Below are 19,197 nucleotides of genomic sequence, written 5' to 3'. Positions count from 1 at the left end.
CTCGCTTAAAAGCTCGCCTGCACGGCGTTCAGCGCCTGCTGATCCACGACCGGGCGGGCGCGGGTCTGAGCGTCCCGTACGTATGCGTCAAAAATATTCTGCGACAGCGCCTGATCCATCTGCGTAGCCAGTGCGTCGCGCAACCGGCGCAGTTCGTCGGAATCCTCGGGGGGCAGAATCTCGTCCAGACGAACAAGCAAGGCTGCACCATTTCCACCAATGACGCGTAACTCACCGAGTTCCATCTGGAACACTTCGTTCATGAAACTGGCGGGGACGCCATCAAGAAACGCGGTACGCGTCAGCGCGTTTTCAACGCGGAAGGGCAGGCCAGTCGCAGCGAAGTCACCATCAGTGGCCAGTTGGCTCAGTGCGGCGTTTGCTTTGTCCAAAAGGGCTTTATTGGTCTCTGCCTGTACCCAGGCAGCGGCGACACGGTCGCGTGCGCTTTCCAGCGGTTCAGGGCGGCGTGGCAGAACGTCGTTCAGGCGCAATGCAAAGATCGATCCGTCTTCGAGAAATGCGATTTCAGGGAAATCTCCCTCTTGCACGGCTTCGGCGGCCGCGCGGAACCCGTCATAGGCCGCTATGTCCTCGGCGCTGTCGCGGGTCCAGTCAATCTGACCCAGCTCCATTTCAGTTTCATTTGCCAATTCTTCCAGAGTCGCTCCACCAGCCAGCATGTCGTTGACATCTTCGGACTGTGCCTCGATCAGGCGGCGGGCGCGTTCTGTCGCCAGTTCTTCGCGCAGGGCCGGTTCGGCCTCCTCAAAGGGAACGCTGTTTGCAGCCAGGGATCCGTTGATACGGAACAGGGCGGGGCCAAATACCGATGGCAGAGGGCCGACAACGGCGTCAAGTTCTGCCGCGAACACGGCGTCGGCGGCTTCGCCCAGATCCTCACGCGTGAGGTCGCCCAGGTCGATATCCGAAAGCTCCAGATCACGGTCCCGAACCAGTTGTTCAAATGTCGTGCCGCCGACCTCAAGCTGCGCCTTGGCGTCGTTGGCCGCTTGTTCATCCGGGAAATTCAGGCGCTCGACCAGACGGCGTTCTGGCTGATTATACTCTGCCGACCGCTCTTCAAAAAGTTTTCGCAGAGCCTCTTCGTCAACCTCGACCGTGTCCACCAACATGGCCGGAGACAGAATCGCATACGTCAGCTGTTTCGTGCGGGGCAGGGTGAACTGTTCAGCGTTTTCGTCATAGTAGGTCTGAATCTGCGCGTCAGTCGGTTCGGCCACGGGGGTTTCCAAAGCCTCGGCCCCTGCCGTCGCAACGGTAAAGCTGCGACGGGCACCAATATAGTTGGCCATTGTGTCTGTCACGGTGGCAGGCATTTCCACACCCCCCATGATCGCACCTTGAACGATCGTACGGGCGGATTCTTTGCGCAGGTCCGACTCGAACTCGGAATCCGTCATGCCGACCTGTTCAAGCTGAAAGCGGTATGCCTCACGGTCGAAATTGCCGTCTACGCCTTGAAAGGCCGGGACAGACACGATCTCTTTTTGCAGGTTCTCATCCCCAATGGAGATCCCGAGCTGGCTCACCTCATTGTCCAGTGCCGCCAAGGCTGTCAGGCGGGCAAGCGCGTTTCGATCCAGCCCCAGATCGCGCGCCTGCGACATTTGCAGGGGCTGACCCGATTGCGCCTCAACCGCGCGGATCTCGCGCTGCAACTCGCGGACAAAGTCATCGATCGAGATGCTTTCATCACCAACTTGCGCCACTGTACGGACTGTGCCGCTCAGGTTGACGGCGCCGAACCCCGCGAGCCCCAGCATCAGCATGCCCATCAGAATCCAGACAAAGGTTTTCGAAAGACTTTTAGCGCCTGCGGCCATGGTGCCCTCTTGTTATTACGGCAGCGTTCTGCCCTGTCGGTTGCCGCCTTGAATACGACGCACACCGCCGGGGGGCAAGCTTAGAAGGACAGGCCCTGCAACCGTTCGAACAATTGGCCCAAACCTGTGCGGTCGAGGTTGGCGAAGGCAATGCGCACTTGCCGTTTCCCGTCCGGGTGGTGATCGGGCATAAACATGGTACCGGGCAATAACAGAACACCGGCTTCACGCACCAAACGCCTGGCAAGTTCGTCGGACGGAATGTCAAACGGGTGCTCCAGATAGGCGAAATACGCCCCAAGTCCCAAAAGGCGCCAACCTTCGGCTTCCAGCGCGGGCATACCCTCAAGGATGGCAGCGCGACGGTCGAGTATTTCGTCGCGTTCGCCTGCCAGCCATTGCGACAAGTTTTGCATACCCCAAAGCGCGGCGAACTGTCCGATCTGACCGGGGCAAATGGCAACGGTGTCGAGAAACTTCTCGACCTCAGCCAGAAGTGCGGGGCCCGTTGCAATGGCACCGACCCTATGACCCGTCAGCCTGTATGCCTTGGAGAAGGAATACAGGTGGATCAGCGTCTGATCCCAGTCTGGTTGCTGGAACAAATCATGTGGCGGCCCGCTGCGACTGTCGAAGTCACGATAGGTTTCGTCGACGATCAGGTAAATCCCGGTTTCGCGCGCCAGCTCAAAGAAGGCGCGGACAAGGTCTGCCGGGTATTCAACGCCGCCGGGATTGTTGGGCGTGACCAGAGCAATTGCGCGTGTTTTGTCCGTTATCAGCGCCCGCGCGCGCTCCGGACCGGGCAGCAAATCGTCGCCGGTCTTCAGGTCCGCCGCCTGAACACCCGACATATCCAGCCACATTTTATGATTGAAATACCATGGGGTTGGTAGAATAACCTCATCCCCTTCACCGGTGATGGCCGATATCACTGCTGAAAACGCCTGATTGCATCCTGAGGTGATAGCAACCTGAGGTGCCTCGACCTTTGCCCCATAATGCGCGCTTATCTGCGCAGCCAGTTCCGTGCGAAGGTCGTCATTTCCCAGCACAGGGCCGTATAGGTGCGCATGGTCTTCGCGCACGGTAAATTCGGCCATAGCCTTGCGCAAGGCCAGTGGCGGCGGGTCAACCGGCGCCGCCTGGCTTACGTTGATCAACGGACGTTCGGGTGGGAACGAAACGCCCTCGACCCATCGGCGCGCTTCCATCACTGGCGGCGCGAATGTTGCGGCGGTACGGCTGAGCGTCATGTGCTGCCTACTGATCTGATTTCAATCGGTGCCCCGATAGGGCTCGACATATTGAAGGGCCATATCCCACGGGAAAAAGATCCACGTGTCCTGACTGACTTCGGTGATGAACGTATCCACCATTGGGCGTCCCTTGGGTTTGGCATAAACCGTCGCAAAATGCGCTTTTGGATACATCTCCCGAACCAGCTCCAATGTTTTTCCGCTGTCTACCAGATCGTCGATGATCAGAATTCCGGTTCCGTCACCCATAAGGTTGGTATCGGGTGCTTTCAGAACTTCCGCCTCACCCTGAGCTTGATGATGGTAGGATTTCACGCTGACCGTATCGACAGTACGAATATCCAGTTCCCGGCTGACGATCATCGCAGGGGCCATGCCGCCACGGGTGATCGCCACAACAGCACGCCAGCTGCCGTCATCGGGGCCTTGCCCATCCAGACGCCACGCCAATGCGCGCGAGTCGCGGTGGATCTGGTCCCAGCTGATGTGAAATCCTTTTTCGTGCGGCAGGCGGTCCTTAGCGCTCATGTTCTTAACCTTTTTCCACGTCTGGGGCGTCAACGGCCTTCATTCCGACAATATGGTAGCCCGAATCCACGTGCAGATTCTCACCGGTGACGCCGCTGCTGAGGTCTGACAACAGGTACAGGGCCGACTTGCCGACATCGTCGATGGTCACGTTGCGGCGCAGCGGAGAGTTGTATTCGTTCCATTTCATGATGTAGCGGAAATCGCCAATACCGCTGGCGGCCAGCGTTTTGATCGGACCGGCCGAAATCGCGTTCACGCGAATGCCGTCCTTGCCCAGGTCCTCCGCCAAATACTTGACCGACGCTTCCAAAGCGGCCTTGGCAACACCCATCACGTTATAGTGGGGCATCACCTGCTCGGCTCCGTAATAGGTCAGCGTTATGGCGCTGCCGCCTTCAGACATCATCTTTTCCGCGCGCTGCATAACTGCGGTGAACGAATAGACGGATACATCCATCGTCAGCGTAAAATTGGCCCGGCTGGTATCCACGTAGCGCCCACGCAGTTCGTTCTTGTCAGAAAAACCGATGGCGTGAACGACAAAGTCCAGCTTGCCCCATTTCTCTTCCAGTGCCGAGAAAAGCCCATCAATTGAAGCCTCATCGCTCACGTCGCAGGGCAGAACGATTTCGCTGCCCAGTTGCGCAGCCAGTGGGTCCACACGTTTCTTTAGGGCGTCACCCTGATAGGAAAAGGCAAGTTCAGCTCCGGCTTCGGACAAGGCGCGGGCGATTCCCCATGCGATAGATTTGTCATTGGCCAGTCCCATGATGAGGCCACGTTTGCCGGCCATCAACTGATTTGACATGTTTGGTTCTCCGCCTGTCTTCGCGTTAGATTGGCATGGTTTATGCCATTGGTAGCGCTGCATCAAGGCCGTGCGCTCTTGCTCGCAGCGGGTTCTCGCCTTAGGCTCGTCATTAATACTTTCCAGGGGATGGAAATGACCGAGCGTGATGGCATCTTTGCTGGCTCCGATCCGTTTGCAATTGCGGCCCGGTGGCTGGCTGAGGCTCAGGAAACCGAATTGAACGATCCGAATGCGATTGCGCTTGCAACCGTTGACCCGGACGGTTTGCCAAATGCACGCATGGTTCTGCTGAAGGAAATCGAAGCGGATTCATTTGTTTTCTATACAAACTACGAAAGCGCCAAAGCGAACGAGCTGGATACGTCCGAAAAAGCCGCATTTGTAATGCATTGGAAATCTTTGCGGCGTCAACTTCGTGTTCGTGGTACAGTATGTCGTGAAAACGGGCCCCAGGCTGATGCGTATTATGCATCGAGGTCACTGAAAAGCCGACTGGGTGCCTGGGCTTCAAAGCAGTCACAACCGCTTTCAAGTCGGACAGCTTTGATGGCAGAGGTCGCGAAAGTGACTGCTAAACTTGGGCCGAATCCACCTCGTCCTCCATTCTGGGGCGGGTACCGATTGACGCCGACAGAGATAGAATTCTGGGCCGATGGAGCGTTCCGCTTGCATGATCGGTTCAGATGGCAACGAATTGAGCCGGGATCGGCATGGCATGTTGAAAGGTTGAATCCATGACGTTCACGTGTCGTGAAATGCAACAAGCAGAAAGTAAACAACTTTTTCGGCTTGAAATTGTCTGCCAATCCCATAAACAACAGACCCTTGACGAACTGCTAAAATTCGCGATGGGAAAACCGTGCCTGAAGACCTGAACAACATGTATCGCGTCCGTGGACACGTAAAATGGTTCGATCCCGCCAAGGGATACGGCTTTGTTGTTTCTGACGAAGGCGGCCCGGATATTCTGTTGCATGTGAACGTATTGCGCAATTTCGGCCAAAGTTCCGTCGCGGACGGAGCAGGTATCGAGATCATGACACACCGCACGGACAGAGGTGTTCAGGCGGTTGAGGTTGTTGCAATCGACCCGCCGGCGCGCGCCGAGTCGATGATGTTGGCCGATTTCGCCGAGTTGGATGCGGACGCTATCGCAGAAGCCCCTCTGGAGGCCGCGCGGGTGAAGTGGTTCGACAAAGGCAAGGGCTTCGGGTTCGCAAATGTTTTCGGGCGCGGCGAAGACGTGTTCTTGCATATCGAAGTGTTGCGGCGCTCGGGGCTTGCTGACCTTCAGCCCGGAGAGGCGCTTGCGATGCGCGTAATTGACGGCAAACGTGGCCGAATGGCGGCGCAGGTTCTCGCCTGGGAAGCCGCGCTGGACGGCTGACCGTTCCATGACTCGTTTTCTGGTATTCTGGACGCTTCTGATCACGCTGTGGACGGGGGGGGCATTTGCTGCGTGCAGCGCCGACCATGTCACACTCCGAAACGACAGCGCGACAATCCGATTTGACGTGGAAATGGCAGTTACGCCACAGGAACGGTCAAGGGGTCTGATGTTTCGCGAGACGTTGCCGAATCGATCCGGTATGCTGTTTGTCTTCGACCCACCGCAACCCGTCGCGTTCTGGATGAAGAACACACTGATTCCGCTCGACATGATATTTCTGGACCGTACGGGCACAGTGACACATGTGCATGAGAGGGCGATTCCCGGCGATCTGACACCGATTGAAGGTGGGGATGCCGTTTTTGCGGTGCTGGAAATCAATGCCGGATTGTCTGCACGTTACTCTGTCGGCGTCGGCACTCAGATGCAGCACGAAATTTTTTCGCAAGGTCCTGCGATTTGGCCCTGTTAGGGCTTTTCAAATCAGATTGTCATCGTTAGGAAGGCGCACGGTCCGGGGCGTGGCGCAGTCTGGTAGCGCACCTGTTTTGGGTACAGGGGGTCGTAGGTTCGAATCCTGCCGCCCCGACCACTTCCTTCACATTCTCATGTGGGCGTGCCGCCCATCGCCAGATACAACGAGCTGATCGCCTGATCCAGCACGTCACTTTCCAGTGGAACCTCAACGATTGCGCCGGTTTTCTGCGGCACTTTAAAGTACGATCGTGCGTCAACGCGATAGCCGGACCCTGTTTTTGACGATGTCAGGCGCATGACGCTCTGGGGCAGGTCCTGCGGAAATCCGTCATAGTTCAGAATCAAATAGGCAGCCGCTTTTGGGGGCAGATACTCGCTGCATTCAAAAGCCTGTTCGCCGATTTTCTCAAAGACCTTGCCGGGACCAGAACAACTGGTTTCGAATGCCTCAAATAACCTTTTGGGATGGGTTTCGAACAGCGCGCTACGTGACGGGGTGGGCGTTTCTTGTGGCGTGCAGGCCACGATACAGGCCAACGCGGGGATAAAGCGAAGCAACTTCATTCGTTTGGCCTTTCTCATTTCGAAGTGAACCTTTGGTCGTTCAGTGTGGGTTCGACAGACCCGGCGAAGCTGATTCCTTTGCAGCCTAACCAGCGAGGTGTTGGTTGATCAAATACAGATAACTATGCTGGCAAAAACGGTAATTCGAATTGAGACTTCGAGTCGTGACCGAAAATTTACCGCAGGCGAGCCTGTGGAGGAATCGTACCCAGAGTTTGACTCCTCTCATGTCTGGGTCTGGTCAACAAAAAAGATTTCAAATTTGGCTGAAAAAGGGCGTTGACCTTCTATGGCAATATACGTCAAATTGTATGAGCCGAAGAGATTGCCACAATATCTGGTGTTCAAGCCGGGACGGCAACAGGCGAGGGTCGGATAAGCACAGTCTATTAACGTGCAGCCGTTGTAACGGCTTTTTCGCTGTCCAAAGCAGCGTCCAGTACCTTTGCGCGCTTCTGTCGGCGTTGCGGGTGGTGCTCCGCAACTCAAAATGTAGTGCCGTGAACCGAAAATTAGGCGGAATTTAACTAGGGCTGCGGACATGAAGATTGAAAGAAAATTCACCAAACCAGATCAGGATGCCTATTCGGAACTGGATTTTGTGTCCGCGACATCTGAAATCCGAAATCCCGATGGAACCATTGTGTTCCGCCTGGAAGGGATCGAAGTTCCGTCAACCTGGTCGCAGGTGGCAAGCGACGTGATTGCCCAGAAGTACTTTCGCAAGGCTGGCGTCCCGTCCAAATTGATCAAAGTTAAGGAAAAAGACGTTCCCGAGTTCCTCTGGCGGTCGGTTCCCGCTGAAGATGCTGAGTTCGAGGGCGAAATTTCCTCAAAGCAGGTCTTTGATCGGCTGGCCGGTGCGTGGGCATACTGGGGGTGGAAAGGTGGCTACTTTTCGACCGAGGAGGATGCGCGCGCCTATTTCGACGAGACGCGGTACATGCTGGCGACTCAGCGCGCCGCGCCAAACAGCCCGCAATGGTTCAATACTGGCCTGCACTGGGCCTATGGAATCGACGGTCCGGCGCAAGGGCACCACTACGTCGACTATAAGACCGGCAAGCTGACCAAATCCAAATCCGCCTACGAGCATCCGCAGCCACATGCCTGCTTCATCCAGTCCGTCGATGATGATCTGGTGAACGAAGGCGGCATCATGGATCTATGGGTGCGCGAGGCACGGTTGTTCAAATACGGCTCGGGCACCGGAACCAATTTCAGCCATCTGCGTGCAGAAGGCGAGGCGCTGTCGGGTGGTGGCAAATCCTCGGGCCTGATGGGCTTTCTCAAGATCGGCGACCGCGCCGCCGGCGCAATCAAATCAGGCGGGACAACCCGTCGGGCAGCGAAGATGGTCATTGTCGATGCGGATCACCCCGATATCGAACAATTCATCGAATGGAAGGTAATCGAAGAGCAGAAAGTGGCCTCGATCGTTGCCGGATCGAAGATGCACGAAAAGATGCTGAACGGTATTTTCGAGGCCATTCGCTCTTGGGACGGTGCGGCCGAGGATGCCTATGATCCAAACAAGAACGAAGCGCTGAGAAAGGCGATCCGCGAGGCGAAAAAGGTCGCAATCCCCGAGACTTACATCAAACGCGTTCTGGATTACGCCAAGCAGGGCCACGACAGCATCGAGTTCCCGACCTATGATACAGACTGGGATTCGGAAGCCTATAGCTCGGTCTCGGGGCAGAATTCGAATAACTCGATCCGCGTGACCAACGGGTTTCTGACTGCTGTCGAGAAAGACGCGGACTGGCAGCTGATCAACCGCACCGATGGCAAAGTCGCAAAGACCGTCAAGGCGCGCGATCTTTGGGAAAAGGTTGGTCACGCCGCATGGGCTTGTGCTGATCCTGGCATCCAGTTCCACGACACGGTCAACGAATGGCACACGTGCCCTGAAGATGGTGAAATTCGCGGATCGAATCCGTGTTCGGAATACATGTTCCTGGATGACACGGCCTGTAACCTGGCCTCGATGAACCTGCTGACCTTCCTCAAGGACGGTGAGTTCCAGGCCGCCGATTACATGCACGCCTCGCGCCTATGGACGCTGACGCTGGAAATCTCGGTGACCATGGCGCAATTCCCGTCAAAGGAAATCGCGCAGCTGTCGTACGACTTCCGCACGCTGGGCCTTGGTTATGCCAACATTGGCGGCCTGTTGATGAACATGGGCTACAGCTATGACTCGGACGAGGGGCGGGCGATCTGCGGTGCGCTGACCGCGATCATGACCGGTGTGGCATATGCCACTTCAGCTGAAATTGCCGGTGAGCTTGGCCCGTTCAAGGGCTACAAGCGCAATGCCGAGCATATGCTGCGCGTCATCCGCAACCACCGCCGCGCGGCGCAGGGTGTGACTGAGGGGTACGAGAAACTGGCCGTCAAGCCGGTGCCTCTGGACCATGGCAACTGCCCCGACAAGCGTTTGGTCGATCTGGCCATGTCCGCTTGGGATGAGGCGCTGAGCCTTGGCGAGCAGAACGGTTACCGCAATGCACAGGCCACGGTGATTGCCCCCACAGGCACCATCGGTCTGGTAATGGATTGCGATACAACGGGGATCGAGCCCGATTTTGCGCTGGTCAAGTTCAAGAAACTGGCAGGCGGCGGTTACTTCAAGATCATCAACCGCTCGGTACCATCTGCGCTGGAAAAGCTGGGCTATTCCTCGTCGCAGATCGAAGAGATCGTATCCTACGCGGTCGGTCACGGCACAATCGGCAATGCGCCGGGGATCAACCACACCTCACTGACTGGCCACGGCTTTGGTGCCAATGAACTGGCCAAGGTGGACGCCGCGCTGGAAAGCGCCTTTGACATCCGGTTCGTCTTCAACCAATGGACATTGGGCGAAGATTTCTGCACCGGTGTTCTGGGCATTCCGGCGACCAAGCTGAATGACCCGACCTTTGATTTGTTGCGCCATCTGGGGTTCACCCGCGCGGATATCGACGCGGCCAACGACCACGTCTGCGGAACCATGACTCTGGAAGGTGCACCGCATCTGAAGGAAGAACACTACGCGATCTTCGACTGCGCCAACCCGTGCGGCAAGAAAGGCAAGCGTTTCCTTGGGGTTGACAGCCACATCACCATGATGGCAGCGGCACAAAGCTTTATCTCGGGTGCGATCAGCAAAACGATCAACATGCCGAATGATGCAACAATCGAAGACTGCCAGAAGGCCTATGAACTTAGCTGGTCGCTGGGTGTGAAAGCCAACGCGCTGTACCGTGACGGCTCGAAACTGTCTCAGCCCCTTGCGGCTGCGCTGGTCGAGGATGATGACGAGGCGGCCGAGGTGCTGGAAAGCGGCTCTGCTCAGGAAAAAGCCGTCGTTCTGGCCGAAAAGGTGATCGAGAAGGTTGTGGTCAAGGAAATTATCCGCAGTCATCGCGAGAAACTGCCGCATCGCCGAAAGGGGTATACACAGAAGGCCATCGTTGGCGGCCACAAGGTTTATCTGCGCACGGGTGAGTTCGAAGACGGTCAACTGGGCGAGATTTTCATCGACATGCACAAGGAAGGTGCTGGCTTCAGGGCGATGATGAACAACTTTGCCATCGCCGTGTCGGTCGGTCTGCAATATGGCGTGCCGCTGGAGGAATTTGTCGACGCCTTCACCTTTACCAAGTTCGAACCGGCAGGGATGGTGCAGGGCAACGACTCGATCAAGAACGCGACGTCGATCCTGGATTACATCTTCCGCGAACTGGCCGTGTCTTATCTGGACCGTACCGATCTGGCCCATGTGAAACCCGAGGGTGCTACCTTTGATGATCTGGGACGCGGTGAAGAGGAAGGCGTTTCCAACGTCTCGGAAATCAGTGAAACTGCGGCGTCCAAGTCGTTGGAAGTGTTAAAACAAATCAGTTCAACCGGGTATCTGCGCAAGCGTCTGCCGCAGGATCTGATGGTGTTCAACGGCAGTTATGGTGACGTGGCCGGTTTAGCAGAAACAGCAACTGTCTTTGAAGCGCCTGCCACCGAAACGGCAGTGGCAACAGGGATGGACGCCCGCACCAAAGCCAAGATGCAGGGCTATGAGGGCGACCCCTGCGGCGAGTGCGGAAACTACACGCTGGTACGAAACGGAACTTGCATGAAGTGCAACACCTGCGGCGCGACAAGCGGGTGTAGCTGAATTTAACGCCCTGGCACCCCGGGGCGTAGGGGTCGGACGCTGACCTAAGTAACCGACCCCGACGAATACGGAGAACAGGTCTGTTACCGACTGACCATTCTCCACTCGGCCGACATGCCCGTGTTGGCCGGGAACAGGGTGGGGCGGAATATTTGCTCCTTCCCACTCTTTCACGGGGCGGGTGCGCTCGCCCCATGCGCAGTCCAGGCCGCAGGCAAAAAAACACCGGGCGGTCAACGAAATGAGCCTGGAAGGCGAAACTGACAGGGGGCTTCGGCCCCCTTTCTTTTTACCCGCCGAGTCGTCCCGGATAAGCGCCACATTGCCGGATTGAGGTGGTCCTGTCGGGCAAGAGCCGCCGATACAGGTTTTGCCGCCTTCTTCAGGCGGAGGGCCGCAAACCCGACTCGGGCAAACACGCGAAGATTGGCGTGAAATCACGAAGTTCTACCAAAGCGCGTGACGCGCCGGGGTGTCCATGTGCTTCTGGGCGCTGTCCGGACGTAAACACAAACACACCTTTCAGGAGGCACTGAAATGAAATCGCATTATTTGATCGGGCTTTCCGTGGCCGTTCTGGGCTTGCCCGGCGTTGCTTCGGCCCAATCCTCAGCCGATACCAACGGTGATGGTCTTTTGACCATCGAGGAAATTCAGGCAGTCGTACCGGAAATCAACGCTGACACTTTCTCGGCCATGGATGCCAATGGTGACGGAGCGTTGGATGCAGACGAGGTCGCGATCGCGCAGGAGGCAGGATTGCTGCCGCCCAGCGACGGGTAGGCATCGAATGAACAGGCGGCCCGATCCATTTCGGGCCGCCTTTTCCATCACCTTAGGCGGGAAGATGGATTTTGAATTTTTTCCGAATCTCGGCGTCCAGAACCGGGTCGAACCTTGCAGGGGAAGGGGTGGAAAGGATTTCCTCTTTCCGGGCTACGGCTTTTTCCACCAGATCGGGCTTGCCAAGCTCCACCCACTCTTTCGGCGAGGAGCGATCTCCGAATGTTGGATAGACGTAATCTGACTGCATCCGGCTCAGCGTTGCGTCAGTTCCCAGATAGTGGCCTGGGCCGCCCATGCATACCGCCGCCATTTGATCCAGTGCCAGCGTGTCATCCGTCACCTCGATCCCGCGTACACAGCGTTGCGCCTGTCCGATCAGATCATCGCTGAGGATAAGGCTTTCCAGGCAGAACCCCAGCAACGAGGCATGCATCCCGGCCGCCTCATACACCATGTTCAGACCGGACAGACCTGCCATGACGTTCGAACACATCTGTTCCCAGCCGGCCTGCATATCGGGCAGTTTCGAATCCGATGCGCCAGCCGCAGCTCCGCCCGGCAAGTCATAGAACCGGTGCATCTGGGCGCATCCGGCAGTCAGAAGGGCCTGTTCCCCTGAACCAATCGACATGGCACCGGTCCGCAGGTCCAGACCAAAGGGCCAGGTGCCGAAAATCGCCGGGGCACCGGGACTTACGGCATTAACATAAACCAATCCCGCCAGGCATTCCGCAGTTGCTTGCGTGATCGCACCGGCGATGGTCGACGGCGCTGTGGCACCGGCCATACCGGCAGATAGCAACAAGACAGGCATACCGGCCTTGATGCATGCTTCCATCACTTCGCAGCTTTCGGTTGCGAATTTCATTGGAGGAACAACAAAGCAGTTCGAGTTCGAAACGAAGGGGCGCTCGCGAAATTTGTTTTCACCGCCCGCAATCATATAGATCATCTCCATCGCCGGTGCGACGTGGCTTGGTTCGGTGAAGGATGTCCCGACATGTTTGAAGGACCCAGAACAACAGGCGTAAATTGTGTTGAGGTCCATTTCGAGGTTGTCCGCGATGTCACGACAGACCATTGGCCGCTGCACAAAGTGAATGTTATCAAGATGTTGGCAGATTCGCGCGGCATCGTGCAGATCTTGCACGGTGGAATGGCGATATTCCCGACCGTGGACGTCGACCATGGACACGGCGGCCCCGGCCGTACCGTAGTGCACTTTGGTGCCCGACAATTCCAGATCGGTGTTTCCATCCCGGCTGTACAAAGTGACTGAGCGGTTCGCCTTAGCAATCGTGTCCTCGACAAGGGCACGAGGGAAACGGATACGGCCATCGTCACCCAAGGTGCAGCCCGCACCGACCAGATAGTCAATGCCACTTTGCGGGGCATCCGCCAAGCCAATGGTTTCAAGCGCGGTAAGTGCTGCTTCGTGGATGCGTTCGATCTGCGCCTGTGTCAGTACATTCAGGACGCCGCCTTCCATTCCGGGGCGGACAGGTCGCAGGTGCTCAGGCAGTGCGGTTGCACGGGCAGCACGGCGCGCGGCGCGGCCGCCACTGCGCGAAGAATTGCGGGGTTGGTCGTTCATTTCAAGAATCCGGTCGTTGAGTGATGTCTTAAGGTGTCTGCAAGCACACCTTTACGGCCGTCCTCGTGCGGCGCGGCCACGATCCGCCCCAATGGTGCGGCTGATCAGGCTGATTTTCCAGTCATCGTCTGCCATTTTGCCCCTCAACGTCTTGCGCGACAATTCCAAAACGCGGCGACACAATCTGTTCTATTTGCGACCTTTGATGATTATTCATATGGACAATTCTCACGGCTTATGGGGTCAGAGAACCAAACGCCGAGATTTTCGCCCGTTTTGGAAGAAATCTGTTATACTGCATTCACTTACTTCCAAGGTCTGCTGCGCGGAGTTGAATTATGAGCAGCAGGTCACAGATTGAATTGAAGTCATGCCTCTGATCGAAACCAGAGCGGTGTTGCATTGAACCCGACTATGAACCTTATTTCCGTCCTTGTTGTTGCGATATTTATCGCCGGCGCTAACCCTGTTGCGGCGGAGGATTGGACTGGCGGGTATGCCGGTTTCAGTTTTGGATTTGCAGATGCCGATGGTCCGGGTGGTGCGAATGGCGATGATACGGCCTTTGGTGCGCATCTGGGCTATGACCGGGACTTTGGGAATTTCGTTCTGGGCGGTGAGTTGGAGTATAATCGGCTGTCCCTGAACCTCGGACAGTCTCAGGGCAGTCTCGACAGCATGACCAGCTTGAAATTGCGTGGTGGATATGATTTCGGTAACGCTCTGGGGTACGTGGTCGTAGGCGCAGCGCGGGCTGATACATCGGTCGACAGTGACACAGCCGCGGTTTACGGAATCGGATTGGCCTATCCGATTGGCGAGAATTTCGTCATCAGCGGTGAAGCACTGCGGCAGAATTTCGACGATGTCACCCGGTCCAGCGGCAGTCTGGACACCAATGTTTTCAACCTGCGTACGACGTTTCGGTTTTGAATGCGGCTATTCAGCCGCGTGTCGCTTGGCGAGCTGCGCTGAAAACATGCACAGGGTTCTCAAGGCACTGACAAATTTCTCATCATCCACGGTCATGGCAACCCGAATGTGCCCCGCTGCGGCTTTGCCAAAGCTTTCGCCCGGCATGACCGCAATCGCATGAGTGTCCAAAAGGGCGTTCGCAAACCCTTCACTCGTCAACCCGGTCGCCCGTACATCCAGCATCAGATACATAGAACCCTGCGCCGGGACGAGCCCCACTGTGTTCTGTGCCGCTAATACGTCCATCGCCAATGAACGGCGGCGACGGAATGGCGCGGCGATCTTGTTTTCAAGTTCGTGTCCTGCGGTCAGTGCAAAGCTGGCCGCGTCCTGAATGAACCCCGGTACGCCATAGGTAGTATGAGTAGCCAGATCTATCAGGTGACGGATCACGTATTCAGGACCAACGATCCACCCGCATCGGGACCCGGTCATGGCATGAGATTTGGACATTGATCCAACAACCAAGGTACGGTCGGCCATTCCGGGCAGCACGCGGGCGGACAGGTGCTCGCCCTCCCAGATCTGGGTGTCATAGACTTCGTCTGATATCAGCCACAGGTCACGGCGTTGGCAAACATCGGCAATGGCTTCAAGTGACTGACGGGAATACACCACTCCGGTCGGGTTGTTCGGTGTGTTGATCAACAGCGAAACCGCGCCTTCCGCGGCTGCATCAATCAATTCGGCGCGCGGTTGAAATGCATCCTCTGCAGCGGTCCGAACAGCGCGGGCAATGGCCCCGGCACCGCGAATCGTCCCGGGATAGGTGGCATAATACGGGTCAAGAAACAGCCCGGTGTCGCCGGGATCGCACACAGCCATATGCGCCGCGAACAGGGCGGACTGCCCACCGGGCGTGACCAGTACATTGTTGCGCGTCGTTGGAATACCTGTGCGGGACTGAACCCGGGCAGCAACCGTATCACGCAGCAAATCTGTTCCGGGCACAGTGGCATAACCGGTGTGACCGTTGCGGGCCGACAGGCCCATAGCGTGCAGGATCGACGGGTCGGTACGAACGTCATGCTCGCCGATTGTCAATTCTGTCACGGCATGCCCATCATTCAGCATCCGTCGGGCGCGGTTGAACACCTCCCACCCGTCGCTGCCGCCGGTGATCTGCGTGATGCGCTTGGACAATTCCATGACAAGGGCCCCGGTTACTCTGCGCTGAATGGGACAGAGCGGCAGGCGTTTGTCAATCAGCTTCGCGGCGCTATCGAGGCCTGAAGTTTTTTGGTCAATGATGCGCGGACAAGGTCATAGGACGCAGTCAAACGATGGCGCATTTCGTCAGCGCCGGTTTCAAACGGAAGACGCACCCAGCTGCGGTGGAAATAGGGGGCTTTTACGCCGATCCCGGCGTCAATCAGCATCTGCGCCGTCTCGATATCGGGCGTTTTGACGGAAACACCATCATTTTCGATTCCGATACAGGCGAACATCTTGCCACCAATTTTCCAGGCGTCATGGCCACCGCCCCAGGGATCGGACAGTTCAGCGCCGGGAAGCGTTTTGCAGATGGAAGTGACGAAATTTCGGTCCATGTTTGGCACTGTGCCCAACGGGGGTGGCAAACTCAACACTTGGCTTGCGAATGATCCCATGCTAACCGATGTCCCATGAACCCGGTGACCTGCATCATTATCTGCTGCATTACCTGCTGATTTATCAAGCGGGCCGGTTTCTTTCGTTTTCATCCCTGAGACAAGTTGCTAAGCCCGCGCCAACGCGCAAGCCTTTGCTGTTTCTTAGGAGCCCGACCGATGACGACGATCAAGCTGCACAACACACGGACGCGGACGAAGGAAGACTTCGTACCGATCGATCCTGAAAACGTGCGGATGTATGTCTGTGGCCCAACGGTCTATGACCGCGCCCATTTGGGTAATGCCCGTCCGGTGGTTGTGTTCGATGTGCTCTATCGCCTTTTGCGCTACGTCTATGGCGCAAAGCATGTGACCTATGTGCGCAACTTCACCGATGTGGACGACAAGATCAATGCGACGGCGCTGGCGCGCAAGCAGGCTGGTGCAGAAGGCACGCTGGAACAATTGGTGCAGGAGCGGTCGGACGAGACCATCGACTGGTACTTGCACGACATGGGGGCGTTGGGAGCGTTGGAACCCAACCAGATGCCGCGCGCGACCCAGTATATCGCCCAGATGATCGCGATGATCGAAGACCTGATCGCCAAGGGCCACGCCTATGCCGCCGAAGGCCATGTTCTGTTCGCGGTCGACAGCTGGAAAGAAAGCTATGGCAAGCTGTCTGGCCGGTCGGTCGATGACATGATCGCAGGTGCGCGGGTCGAGGTGGCACCATACAAGAAAAACCCGATGGATTTCGTGTTGTGGAAGCCTTCGACCGATGAACTGCCGGGCTGGGACAGCCCATGGGGCAGGGGACGTCCGGGCTGGCACATCGAATGCTCAGCCATGAGCTATGAACTGCTGGGTGAGAGCTTTGATATCCATGGTGGTGGCAACGACCTGATGTTCCCGCATCATGAGAACGAGATCGCCCAAAGCAAATGCGCGCACCCGCATGGCGAATTCGCGCGGGTCTGGCTGCATAACGAGATGCTGCAGGTTGAAGGAAAGAAAATGTCCAAATCGCTGGGCAATTTCTTTACCGTGCACGATCTGTTGGAGCAGGGCGTGCCGGGTGAAGTGATCCGCTTCGTCTTTCTTCAGACGCATTATCGCAAGCCGATGGACTGGACCGAGAAAAAGGCCCATGAGGCCGAGGCGACGCTGCGCAAATGGCGGGCGCTGACAGCAGGTATCGAACCTGCCGCCAGTGCGGCACCTGAAGTCATCGCAGCACTAAGTGACGATCTGAATACGGCAGGTGCCATGAGCGAGCTTTACCGCCTGGCTTCAGATGGTGACGCCGCAGGCCTGTTGGCAAGTTCGCAACAGCTGGGTTTGCTTTTGTCTGAGATGGGCGACTGGGCCGATACCGCATCTTTCGACCTGACCGCCCATGCGGACCGTTTGGCGAAAGCACGAGCCACCGCGATGCAAAGCAAGGACTTCTCGGAAGTTGATCGCTTGAAGGCAGCATATGTAGCGGCGGGGCTTGAGGTTCGAATGAGCAAGGAAGGTGTCGAACTGGTGCCGGGCGCCGGTTTTGATGCTGCCAAGCTGGAGGAGGTCTGATGACCAAGGAACGCCTCTACCTTTACGACACAACCCTGCGCGATGGGCAGCAAACGCAGGGCGTGCAGTTCTCGACCGCAGAAAAAGTGCAGATCGCGCAGGCGCTGGACGCATTGGGCGTGGATTACATCGAAGGCGGTTGGCCCGGCGCCAACCCGACCGATAGCGCGTTTTTCGAGGTGGCTCCGAAAACCGCGGCCCGGTTGACGGCATTCGGCATGACCAAACGCGCAGGACGATCAGCCGAGAATGACGATGTGCTGGCTGCGGTGATGAATGCGGGAACGCAGGCTGTTTGTCTGGTCGGCAAGTCGCATGATTATCACGTCACCCACGCGCTTGGCATTTCACTGGAAGAAAACACGGAAAACGTGCGCGCCTCGGTCGCGCATATCGTCGCGCAGGGGCGTGAAGCGCTGTTTGATGCGGAACATTTCTTTGATGGCTACAAGGACAATCCGGAATATGCCGTGGATGTATGTCGCGCAGCGCTTGAGGCTGGCGCGCAGTGGGTTGTCCTGTGCGACACAAATGGTGGCGCTTTGCCGTCCGAGGTCGGGCGGATTGTATCCGAGGTGATCGCAGCCGGGCTGCCCGGTGATCGGCTGGGCATTCACACCCATAACGATACCGAAAACGCCGTTGCCTGTTCTCTGGCTGCTGTTGAGGCCGGTGCACGGCAAATTCAGGGCACATTGAATGGTTTGGGCGAGCGTTGCGGCAATGCAAATCTGACCGCTTTGATCCCGACGCTGTTGCTGAAGGAACCCTATGCGTCGCAGTTTGATATTGGTGTCAGCCGTGAGGCTTTGGCTGGTTTGACCCGGATCAGCCGGATGCTGGATGATGTTCTGAATCGGGTGCCCAGCAAGCAGGCGGCTTATGTCGGGGCGTCGGCTTTTGCGCATAAGGCCGGGCTGCACGCCAGCGCGATCCTCAAGGATCCATCGACATATGAGCATGTGGAACCCGCAAGCGTCGGGAACTCGCGTATCATTCCGATGTCGAACCAAGCTGGCCAGTCAAACCTGCGTAAGCGTTTGACCGAGGCCGGTTTGCGTGTTGAGGCAGGTGACCCGGCACTTGGCCGCATCCTTGACCAGATAAAAGCCCGCGAGGCTGACGGATATTCCTATGACACCGCTCAGGCCAGTTTTGAACTGCTGGCGCGGGAAGAGCTGGGTCAATTGCCCGAGTTCTTCGAGGTTAAGCGTTACAAAGTCACCGTTGAACGGCGTAAGAACAAATACAACAAGATGGTCAGCCTGTCCGAGGCCGTTGTTGTCGTAAGAGTGGATGGCGAAAAGAAGCTGTCTGTCAGCGAATCCATGGACGAGTCAGGCAGCGACAGGGGGCCGGTGAACGCGCTGGCCAAAGCCTTGGCCAAGGACCTGGGCCAGTATTCGCAGGTACTGTCAGATATGCGTCTGGTCGACTTCAAGGTGCGGATTACGCAAGGCGGCACCGAAGCGGTCACGCGTGTCATCATCGACAGCGAAGACGGGCAGGGGCGGCGCTGGTCTACCGTGGGCGTCAGCGCGAACATAGTCGATGCGTCTTTCGAGGCGCTTCTGGATGCGATTCAGTGGAAGTTGGTGCGCGATTGTGATCCGAAAAAGGCAGCAGCCGAGTGA

16 protein-coding genes and 1 tRNA gene are annotated in these 19,197 nt (G+C 57.1%); 9 read left to right on the top strand and 8 right to left on the bottom strand.

What is annotated here, in order from left to right:
- Positions 1–5: 5 nt before the first annotated feature.
- From AC2FNC_RS00745 to fabI, 4 genes are all read right to left on the bottom strand, one after another.
- Complete coding sequence (locus AC2FNC_RS00745; protein ID WP_496714319.1) at positions 6–1,847, bottom strand: SurA N-terminal domain-containing protein; 1,842 nt, start codon at positions 1,845–1,847, stop codon at positions 6–8.
- An 80-nt stretch (positions 1,848–1,927) separates the two neighbouring features.
- Positions 1,928–3,103 carry an aminotransferase gene (locus tag AC2FNC_RS00740; protein ID WP_480517149.1) on the bottom strand — a complete coding sequence of 392 codons (1,176 nt, stop codon included), beginning with the start codon at positions 3,101–3,103 and terminating at the stop codon, positions 1,928–1,930.
- Positions 3,104–3,124: 21 nt separating this feature from the next.
- Complete coding sequence (gpt, locus tag AC2FNC_RS00735) at positions 3,125–3,634, bottom strand: xanthine phosphoribosyltransferase (RefSeq protein WP_480517147.1); 510 nt, start codon at positions 3,632–3,634, stop codon at positions 3,125–3,127.
- Positions 3,635–3,638: 4 nt separating this feature from the next.
- Entirely contained in the window at positions 3,639–4,445 is an 807-nt protein-coding gene (gene fabI, locus AC2FNC_RS00730; protein WP_480553605.1) for an enoyl-ACP reductase FabI, read from the bottom strand.
- Between the two features lie 135 nt (positions 4,446–4,580).
- On the opposite strand from fabI, the gene pdxH reads away from it, so the two are divergent.
- The 4 genes from pdxH (at position 4,581) to AC2FNC_RS00710 (ending at position 6,430) form a co-directional block, all read left to right on the top strand.
- The gene (gene pdxH, locus AC2FNC_RS00725) at positions 4,581–5,186 is read left to right on the top strand and encodes a pyridoxamine 5'-phosphate oxidase (RefSeq protein WP_480517750.1); all 606 of its coding nucleotides are present in this window, start codon (positions 4,581–4,583) and stop codon (positions 5,184–5,186) included.
- A 142-nt stretch (positions 5,187–5,328) separates the two neighbouring features.
- On the top strand, positions 5,329–5,835 hold the full coding sequence (locus AC2FNC_RS00720) for a cold-shock protein (RefSeq protein WP_496714378.1): 507 nt from the start codon (positions 5,329–5,331) through the stop codon (positions 5,833–5,835).
- Positions 5,836–5,842: 7 nt separating this feature from the next.
- Positions 5,843–6,310 carry a DUF192 domain-containing protein gene (locus AC2FNC_RS00715; protein ID WP_496714316.1) on the top strand — a complete coding sequence of 156 codons (468 nt, stop codon included), beginning with the start codon at positions 5,843–5,845 and terminating at the stop codon, positions 6,308–6,310.
- A 43-nt stretch (positions 6,311–6,353) separates the two neighbouring features.
- Positions 6,354–6,430: transfer RNA gene (locus AC2FNC_RS00710), tRNA-Pro, on the top strand.
- Between the two features lie 14 nt (positions 6,431–6,444).
- On the opposite strand, the gene AC2FNC_RS00705 is transcribed toward AC2FNC_RS00710, so the two are convergent.
- Positions 6,445–6,879 carry a hypothetical protein gene (locus AC2FNC_RS00705; RefSeq protein ID WP_480553601.1) on the bottom strand — a complete coding sequence of 145 codons (435 nt, stop codon included), beginning with the start codon at positions 6,877–6,879 and terminating at the stop codon, positions 6,445–6,447.
- Positions 6,880–7,420: 541 nt separating this feature from the next.
- Between AC2FNC_RS00705 and AC2FNC_RS00700 the strand changes: the two genes are divergently transcribed.
- Together AC2FNC_RS00700 and AC2FNC_RS00695 are read left to right on the top strand one after the other, a co-directional pair.
- Complete coding sequence (locus tag AC2FNC_RS00700) at positions 7,421–11,041, top strand: vitamin B12-dependent ribonucleotide reductase (protein ID WP_496714314.1); 3,621 nt, start codon at positions 7,421–7,423, stop codon at positions 11,039–11,041.
- A 537-nt stretch (positions 11,042–11,578) separates the two neighbouring features.
- A complete protein-coding gene (locus AC2FNC_RS00695) occupies positions 11,579–11,824 on the top strand; it encodes an EF-hand domain-containing protein (protein ID WP_480472945.1) in 246 nt (81 codons plus the stop codon).
- A gap of 52 nt (positions 11,825–11,876) precedes the next feature.
- Here AC2FNC_RS00695 and AC2FNC_RS00690 read toward each other — a convergent pair whose 3' ends face one another.
- Positions 11,877–13,421, bottom strand: a complete 1,545-nt coding sequence (locus AC2FNC_RS00690; RefSeq protein ID WP_480553597.1) for a trimethylamine methyltransferase family protein — start codon at positions 13,419–13,421, stop codon at positions 11,877–11,879.
- Positions 13,422–13,835: 414 nt separating this feature from the next.
- On the opposite strand from AC2FNC_RS00690, the gene AC2FNC_RS00685 reads away from it, so the two are divergent.
- Entirely contained in the window at positions 13,836–14,354 is a 519-nt protein-coding gene (locus AC2FNC_RS00685) for an outer membrane protein (RefSeq protein WP_480553595.1), read from the top strand.
- A 6-nt stretch (positions 14,355–14,360) separates the two neighbouring features.
- Here the strand turns inward: AC2FNC_RS00685 and AC2FNC_RS00680 are convergent, their stop codons facing one another.
- Positions 14,361–15,545: a pyridoxal phosphate-dependent aminotransferase gene (locus AC2FNC_RS00680; protein ID WP_496714312.1), complete on the bottom strand. Its 1,185-nt coding sequence runs from the start codon at positions 15,543–15,545 to the stop codon at positions 14,361–14,363.
- Positions 15,546–15,601: 56 nt separating this feature from the next.
- Positions 15,602–15,946 carry an MmcQ/YjbR family DNA-binding protein gene (locus AC2FNC_RS00675; protein ID WP_496714310.1) on the bottom strand — a complete coding sequence of 115 codons (345 nt, stop codon included), beginning with the start codon at positions 15,944–15,946 and terminating at the stop codon, positions 15,602–15,604.
- Positions 15,947–16,165: 219 nt separating this feature from the next.
- Here AC2FNC_RS00675 and cysS point away from each other — a divergent pair, with 219 nt between their 5' ends.
- Both cysS and cimA read left to right on the top strand, forming a co-directional pair.
- On the top strand, positions 16,166–17,563 hold the full coding sequence (gene cysS / locus AC2FNC_RS00670) for a cysteine--tRNA ligase (RefSeq protein ID WP_480553589.1): 1,398 nt from the start codon (positions 16,166–16,168) through the stop codon (positions 17,561–17,563).
- Positions 17,563–19,197, top strand: coding sequence for a citramalate synthase (gene cimA / locus AC2FNC_RS00665; protein ID WP_496714307.1), 1,635 nt, complete (start codon positions 17,563–17,565; stop codon positions 19,195–19,197). The genes cysS and cimA overlap by 1 nt, the downstream gene beginning before the upstream one ends.

The organism is Ruegeria sp. BHSA123, from assembly GCF_059613425.1.
The sequence above is the reverse complement of the archived record's forward strand: the minus strand, read 5'-3'. Positions and strand labels throughout refer to the sequence as shown.

Bases quoted from the DNA above. Each gene is read 5' to 3' on its own strand.
- AC2FNC_RS00720 (WP_496714378.1), top strand. From the start codon at position 5,329: ATGTATCGCGTCCGTGGACACGTAAAATGGTTCGATCCCGCCAAGGGA.
- cimA (WP_496714307.1), top strand. From the start codon at position 17,563: ATGACCAAGGAACGCCTCTACCTTTACGACACAACCCTGCGCGATGGG.
- pdxH (WP_480517750.1), top strand. From the start codon at position 4,581: ATGACCGAGCGTGATGGCATCTTTGCTGGCTCCGATCCGTTTGCAATT.
- AC2FNC_RS00675 (WP_496714310.1), bottom strand. From the start codon at position 15,946: ATGGACCGAAATTTCGTCACTTCCATCTGCAAAACGCTTCCCGGCGCT.
- gpt (WP_480517147.1), bottom strand. From the start codon at position 3,634: ATGAGCGCTAAGGACCGCCTGCCGCACGAAAAAGGATTTCACATCAGC.
- AC2FNC_RS00740 (WP_480517149.1), bottom strand. From the start codon at position 3,103: ATGACGCTCAGCCGTACCGCCGCAACATTCGCGCCGCCAGTGATGGAA.
- AC2FNC_RS00685 (WP_480553595.1), top strand. From the start codon at position 13,836: ATGAACCTTATTTCCGTCCTTGTTGTTGCGATATTTATCGCCGGCGCT.
- cysS (WP_480553589.1), top strand. From the start codon at position 16,166: ATGACGACGATCAAGCTGCACAACACACGGACGCGGACGAAGGAAGAC.
- AC2FNC_RS00705 (WP_480553601.1), bottom strand. From the start codon at position 6,879: ATGAAGTTGCTTCGCTTTATCCCCGCGTTGGCCTGTATCGTGGCCTGC.
- AC2FNC_RS00700 (WP_496714314.1), top strand. From the start codon at position 7,421: ATGAAGATTGAAAGAAAATTCACCAAACCAGATCAGGATGCCTATTCG.
- AC2FNC_RS00715 (WP_496714316.1), top strand. From the start codon at position 5,843: ATGACTCGTTTTCTGGTATTCTGGACGCTTCTGATCACGCTGTGGACG.
- AC2FNC_RS00680 (WP_496714312.1), bottom strand. From the start codon at position 15,545: ATGGAATTGTCCAAGCGCATCACGCAGATCACCGGCGGCAGCGACGGG.
- AC2FNC_RS00690 (WP_480553597.1), bottom strand. From the start codon at position 13,421: ATGAACGACCAACCCCGCAATTCTTCGCGCAGTGGCGGCCGCGCCGCG.
- AC2FNC_RS00695 (WP_480472945.1), top strand. From the start codon at position 11,579: ATGAAATCGCATTATTTGATCGGGCTTTCCGTGGCCGTTCTGGGCTTG.
- AC2FNC_RS00745 (WP_496714319.1), bottom strand. From the start codon at position 1,847: ATGGCCGCAGGCGCTAAAAGTCTTTCGAAAACCTTTGTCTGGATTCTG.
- fabI (WP_480553605.1), bottom strand. From the start codon at position 4,445: ATGTCAAATCAGTTGATGGCCGGCAAACGTGGCCTCATCATGGGACTG.